Source organism: Stenotrophomonas sp. 05L414_2 (genome assembly GCF_056397905.1).
Genome location: NZ_JBFTOJ010000236.1, coordinates 1 through 5012, shown reverse-complemented (window position 1 = coordinate 5012; position 5012 = coordinate 1). Strand labels below are relative to the sequence as shown.

Sequence of the window (5012 nt, the reverse complement as noted above, 5' to 3'; positions counted from 1 at the left end):
GCGCACGTGAGGTGGTCGCGCCGCCGATCATCAGTGGCAGGTCAAAGCCCTGCCGCTGCATTTCACGGGCGACATGGCTCATTTCTTCCAGTGACGGCGTGATCARGCCGGACAGGCCGATGATGTCGGCCTGGTGCTCGCGGGCGGCATCGAGGATCTTCTGCGCCGGCACCATCACGCCCAGATCGATCACCTCGAAGTTGTTGCAGGCCAGGACCACGCCGACGATGTTCTTGCCGATGTCGTGSACRTCGCCCTTCACCGTGGCCATGATGATCTTGCCGTTGCTCTTGGCGGTGTCGCCGCTGCGGGCCTTTTCGGCTTCGATGTAGGGCAGCAGGTAGGCCACTGCCTTCTTCATCACACGTGCCGATTTCACCACCTGCGGCAGGAACATCTTGCCGGCACCGAACAGGTCGCCGACCACGTTCATGCCGGCCATCAGCGGGCCTTCAATGACGTCCAGCGGGCGGCTGGAACGTTGCCGGGCTTCTTCGGTATCGGCGTCGACCCAGGCATCCAGGCCATGCACCAGCGCATGCGCCAACCGTGCGTCCACCGGCTTCTCGCGCCAGGCCAGGTCTTCGGTCTTCGCCGCGCCCTTGCTGCCCTTGTAGCGCTCGGCGATTTCAAGCAGGCGCTCGGTGGCATCAGAGCGGCGGTTGAGGATCACGTCCTCCACGCGCTCGCGCAGTTCCGGCTCCAGCTCGTCGTAGATCGGCATGGCGCCGGCGTTGACGATGCCCATGTCCATGCCCGCGGCGATCGCGTGGTACAGGAACACCGAGTGGATCGCCTGGCGCACGGTTTCGTTGCCGCGGAACGAGAACGAAACGTTGGACACGCCGCCGGACACATGGCAGTGCGGCAGCGTCTGCTTGATGATGCGGGTGGCTTCGATGAAGTCGACCGCATAGTTGTCATGCTCTTCAATGCCGGTGGCGACGGCGAAGATGTTCGGGTCGAAGATGATGTCCTGTGGCGGGAAGCCGATTTCATCGACCAGCAGGCGATAGGCGCGGGTGCAGATTTCAACCTTTCGCGCGCAGGTATCGGCCTGCCCGCTCTCATCGAAGGCCATCACCACCGCCGCCGCACCGTAGCGCAGCACTTTGCGCGCGTGCTCGCGGAACAGGTCCTCGCCTTCCTTCAGCGAGATCGAATTGACCACGCTCTTGCCCTGCAGGCACTTCAGGCCAGCCTCGATCACGCTCCACTTGGAGGAATCGACCATTACCGGGATGCGGGCGATGTCCGGCTCGGACATGATCAGGTTGAGGTAGCGGGTCATCGCCGCTTCCGAATCGATCAGGCCCTCGTCCATGTTGACGTCGAGGATCTGTGCGCCGCTGGCCACCTGCTGCCGGGCCACGTCCACCGCTTCTTCGTAACGGCCTTCCTTGATCAGTTTGCGGAACTGCGCGCTGCCGGTGACGTTGGTGCGTTCGCCGACATTGACGAACAGCAGATCCGGGGTGATGACCAGCGGTTCCAGGCCGGACAGGCGGGTAGGGCGGACAGGCGTCATGATCGGCGGCAACTCAGCGGCAACAGGGGGACGTGCGGGAGGGGGTGGAGGTGTTCATGCCGCCTGCACCTGGGCGGCAGGCAGGGCGCGGGGCGGCAGCCCGGCCACCGCCAGCGCGATCGCGCGGATGTGGTCCGGGGTGGAGCCACAGCAGCCGCCGACCAGATTGAGCAGGCCATCTTCGGCAAAGCCACGCAGGGTGGCGGCCATTTCCTCGGGTGTTTCGTCGTACTCACCGAATGCATTGGGCAGGCCGGCGTTGGGATGGGCACTGACGTAGCAGTCCGACACCTGCGACAGGGTTTCCACGTGCGGACGCATGGCATCGGCGCCGAGTGCGCAGTTCAGGCCGATCGACAACGGCCGTGCATGCGCGAGTGACGCCTGGAACGCCTCGGCGGTCTGTCCGGACAGGGTGCGCCCGGAAGCATCGGTGATGGTGCCGGAAATCATGATCGGCAGCCGCGCGCCACGTGCATCGAAGGCCTCCTCGATGGCGTACAGCGCAGCCTTGGCGTTGAGCGTATCGAAGATGGTCTCGACCATGATCGTGTCGGCGCCACCATCGATCAGGCCATCGATGGCTTCGCGGTAGGTGCCGCGCAGCTCATCGAAACTGGTGTTGCGGAAGCCGGGATCATTGACGTCCGGACTGATCGAAGCGGTGCGGCTGGTCGGGCCGAGCACGCCGATGACGAAGCGCGGCTTGTCCGGTGTGGTGGCCGCCACCGCATCGCAGCAGGCACGTGCGACGGCCGCACCCGCCTTGTTCAGCTCGTACACCAGGTGTTCGAGGTGGTAGTCGGCCTGGCTGACCGAGGTGGCGTTGAAGGTGTTGGTTTCCACCAGGTCCGCGCCCGCTTCCAGGTAGGCGGTGTGGATGCCGGCGATGACCTCCGGCCGGGTCAGCAGCAACAGGTCGTTGTTGCCCTTCAGGTCGTGGCCTTCGGGTGTGCTGCCGTGGTCGCAGCCGGGCCCATGGGCGTGGTCGTAACCGCCGGCGAAGCGCTCGCCCCGGTAATCCTCTTCCTGCAGGCCGTGGCGCTGGATCATCGTGCCCATCGCGCCGTCGATGATCAGGATCCGATCACGCAGGGCAGCGAGCAGCGATTCCACGCGTTCCGGGTGCAGCCAGGGCAATGCGGGCATGTCGACCTCAGGGTTTGTTGGCGATCAGCGAGATCACTTCGAAATGCGGCGGGCGCTTTTCGCGGGTGACCGTTTCCAGGTTGGAGACCTGCAGGCCGGCCTTGTCGACGAACTTCTTCAGCTCCTTGTCGCTGAAGCCGAGGTTGACATGGCCATAAGCATCGACCGCGGCCTTGTGCTCGTGGCGGGCCAGGCTGCACAGCAGCAGGCGACCGCCCGGGCGCAGTACGCGCGCGGCTTCGGTGACCGCCTGCGCCGGCTTGCTGGCGTAGGTCAGGGCGTGCATCAGCACCACAAGGTCGAAGCTGCGGTCCTTGAAGGGCAGGGCATGCATGTCGCCCTCGCGGACTTCCACGTTCGGCAGGCGGCGCAGGCGTTCGCTGGCGGCGGCCACCACGCGCGCACTGGTATCGATGCAGATGTAGCGCCTGGCGTGCGGGGCGACCAGTTCGGCCAGCACACCGTCGCCGGAGGCGATATCCAGCACGTCGCCGGTTTCCAGCAATGGCAGCGCGGTGCGCGCCAGCGCTTCCCAGGTGCGGCCCGGGGAGTAGTGGCGCTCCATGTCGCCGGCCACGCTGTCGGCCCAGTTCTGGTCGGCAGCGCGGTGGGCGAGCACCGCCGCTACCCGTTCAGCATCCTGGCGCAGCAACGGGTCGTCGCTTCCGTTGCTCAGGGCATGCCACAATGCACGCTGCGCCGGGTCCAGCTGGGCTTCGTCGAAGCGGTAGTAGGCCGACACGCCCGCACGGCGGTCGCGCACAAGGCCGGCTTCCTTCAGGCGCGCCAGATGAGTCGATACCCGCGGCTGCGCCAACCGGGTGATGGCCGAAAGCTCGGCCACGGTCAGCTCTTCCTGCTCCAGCAGCGCCAGCAGGCGCACGCGGGTAGCATCGGCGAACACCTTCAGGCGGGTCGACCAGTCCTCCAGATCCATAAGTATCCACCTATCGCGATATAGAGATATATTCGCCGACGACACCCCTTCCGGTCAAGTCGCAGCTCCCCACGAGTCAGCCRCCGATGGCCGGCCCCCGGTACAATCGGCGAACCATTTTCCCGGGAGGGTGTTGTGGATTTCAGCTTTACCGAAGAGCAGTTGATGCTGCAGGACGTTGCGCGCCGGATCGCGCAGGAAAAGATCGCCCCGAGCGCGGAGCACCATGACCGTACCGGTGAGTTCCCGCTGGACAACATCCGCCTGCTGGGCGAGAACGGCCTGATGGGCATCGAAGTGCCGACCGAATACGGTGGCGCGGGCATGGACCCGATCGCGTACGTGCTGGCGATGGTGGAGGTCGCCGCCGGTGATGCTGCGCATTCGACCATCATGTCGGTCAACAATTCGCTGTTCTGCAACGGCATCCTGACCCATGGCAGCGAAGCGCAGAAGCAGAAGTACGTGCGCGCCATCGCCGAAGGCGAGGCCATCGGTGCATTCGCGCTGACCGAGCCGCAGTCGGGCTCGGACGCCACTGCCATGCGTTGCCGCGCGGTCAAGCAGGCCGACGGCAGCTATGTCATCAATGGCAAGAAGAGCTGGATCACTTCCGGCCCGGTGGCCAAGTACATCGTGCTGTTCGCGATGAGCGAGCCGGACAAGGGCGCGCGTGGCATCACCGCGTTCATGATCGACACCGACAAGGCCGGTTTCGGCCGCGGCAAGACCGAACCGAAGCTGGGCATCCGTGCCTCGGCCACCTGCGAGATCGAGTTCAACGATTACGTGGCGCAGCCCGAAGACGTGCTGGGGCAGGAAGGCGAGGGCTTCAAGATCGCCATGGGCGTACTCGACGCCGGCCGCATCGGCATTGCCTCGCAGGCGATCGGTATTGCCCGTGCCGCCTATGAAGCGACCCTGGAGTATGTGAAGGACCGCAAGGCCTTCGGTGCGGCCATCGGTACGTTCCAGATGACCCAGGCGAAGATTGCCGACATGAAGTGCAAGCTGGATGCGGCACTGCTGCTGACCCTGCGTGCGGCATGGGTGAAGGGCGAGGGCAAGCGCTTCAGCAACGAGGCCGCCATCGCCAAGCTGACCGCTTCGGAAGCGGCAATGTGGATCACCCACCAGGCCGTACAGATCCATGGCGGCATGGGCTATTCCAAGGAAATGCCGCTGGAGCGCTACTTCCGTGATGCCAAGATCACCGAGATCTACGAAGGCACCTCGGAGATCCAGCGCCTGGTGATCGCCCGCAACGAGACCGGTCTGCGTTGATTTTCCCGTGCCGCGCCGCTGCAATGGCGGCGCGGCAGTAGATCCACGCCATGCGTGGATGGCGTTGTGCCCAGATGGCATGCCCCTCTGGCTTTCCAGGATGCATGCTGCTGC

4 protein-coding genes are annotated in these 5012 nt (G+C 65.1%); 1 reads left to right on the top strand and 3 read right to left on the bottom strand.

What is annotated here, in order from left to right; translation table 11 throughout:
- From AC1DJN_RS20705 to AC1DJN_RS20695, 3 genes are all read right to left on the bottom strand, one after another.
- On the bottom strand, positions 1–1528 hold a 1528-nt coding region (locus AC1DJN_RS20705), incomplete at its 3' end, for a dihydropteroate synthase (RefSeq protein WP_478040033.1).
- 54 nt (positions 1529–1582) lie between these two features.
- Positions 1583–2677 carry a homocysteine S-methyltransferase family protein gene (locus tag AC1DJN_RS20700; RefSeq protein WP_032976314.1) on the bottom strand — a complete coding sequence of 365 codons (1095 nt, stop codon included), beginning with the start codon at positions 2675–2677 and terminating at the stop codon, positions 1583–1585.
- 7 nt (positions 2678–2684) lie between these two features.
- Entirely contained in the window at positions 2685–3614 is a 930-nt protein-coding gene (locus AC1DJN_RS20695) for an ArsR/SmtB family transcription factor (RefSeq protein WP_032976312.1), read from the bottom strand.
- A gap of 135 nt (positions 3615–3749) precedes the next feature.
- Here AC1DJN_RS20695 and AC1DJN_RS20690 point away from each other — a divergent pair, with 135 nt between their 5' ends.
- Positions 3750–4898 (top strand): acyl-CoA dehydrogenase family protein, encoded by a 1149-nt coding sequence (locus AC1DJN_RS20690; RefSeq protein ID WP_032976311.1) that lies wholly within the window; start codon positions 3750–3752, stop codon positions 4896–4898.
- Positions 4899–5012 lie beyond the last annotated feature (114 nt).